Source organism: Clostridium sp. ZS2-4 (genome assembly GCF_026719745.1).
In the GTDB taxonomy this organism is placed as follows: Bacteria; Bacillota; Clostridia; order Clostridiales; family Clostridiaceae; genus Clostridium_H.
On sequence record NZ_JAPPRQ010000034.1, the window covers coordinates 1 to 781 of the forward strand.

A 781-nucleotide genomic window follows, 5' to 3' on the forward strand; every position below is an offset into this window, starting at 1 on the left:
GACTGCTACATGCGTAGGTTCGAATCCTGCTATCCCAGCCATTTGATTCACTAGCTCAGTCGGTAGAGCACTTGACTTTTAATCAAGTTGTCCGGGGTTCGATTCCCCGGTGGATCACCATTTAAAACATTAAAACGTGCAGGTGTGGCGGAATTGGCAGACGCACTAGACTTAGGATCTAGCGCCTTTGGCGTGGGGGTTCGACTCCCTTCACCTGCACCAAGTTATGCGGGAGTGGCTCAGTGGTAGAGCGTCACCTTGCCAAGGTGAACGTCGCGAGTTCGAATCTCGTCTTCCGCTCCAAAAAATGCGGGTATGGTTCAATGGTAGAACGTCAGCCTTCCAAGCTGAACACAGGGGTTCGATTCCCCTTACCCGCTCCAAAATATGCGTCTTTAGCTCAGCTGGATAGAGCAACGCCCTTCTAAGGCGTGGGCCAGGAGTTCGAATCTCTTAAGACGCACCATGAAATNTTAACGGGGTGTGGCGCAGATGGTAGCGCGCATGGTTTGGGACCATGAGGCCGCGGGTTCGAGACCTGCCACCCCGACCACTACAACAAAAAACTAAAATGCGGGAGTGGCTCAGTGGTAGAGCGTCACCTTGCCAAGGTGAACGTCGCGAGTTCGAATCTCGTCTTCCGCTCCAAAAAACGCGGGTATGGTTCAATGGTAGAACGTCAGCCTTCCAAGCTGAACACAGGGGTTCGATTCCCCTTACCCGCTCCAAAATATGCGTCTTTAGCTCAGCTGGATAGAGCAACGCCCTTCTAAGGCGTGGG

8 tRNA genes are annotated in these 781 nt (G+C 52.9%); all 8 read left to right on the plus strand.

The annotated features are described in order from the left end of the window. The first annotated feature begins 44 nt into the window (after positions 1 to 44). The 8 genes from OIO11_RS06125 (at position 45) to OIO11_RS06160 (ending at position 728) form a co-directional block, all read left to right on the plus strand. Positions 45 to 120, plus strand: a tRNA-Lys gene (locus OIO11_RS06125). Positions 121 to 138: 18 nt separating this feature from the next. Then, positions 139 to 222 (plus strand) — tRNA-Leu (locus OIO11_RS06130). Between the two features lie 6 nt (positions 223 to 228). Continuing rightward, positions 229 to 303, plus strand: a tRNA-Gly gene (locus tag OIO11_RS06135). A 6-nt stretch (positions 304 to 309) separates the two neighbouring features. After that, a tRNA-Gly gene (locus OIO11_RS06140) sits at positions 310 to 383 on the plus strand. A 6-nt stretch (positions 384 to 389) separates the two neighbouring features. Next, positions 390 to 466 (plus strand) — tRNA-Arg (locus tag OIO11_RS06145). Positions 467 to 477: 11 nt separating this feature from the next. Then, positions 478 to 553: transfer RNA gene (locus OIO11_RS06150), tRNA-Pro, on the plus strand. A 20-nt stretch (positions 554 to 573) separates the two neighbouring features. Further along, a tRNA-Gly gene (locus OIO11_RS06155) sits at positions 574 to 648 on the plus strand. A gap of 6 nt (positions 649 to 654) precedes the next feature. Continuing rightward, positions 655 to 728 (plus strand) — tRNA-Gly (locus OIO11_RS06160). Positions 729 to 781: the final 53 nt, after the last annotated feature.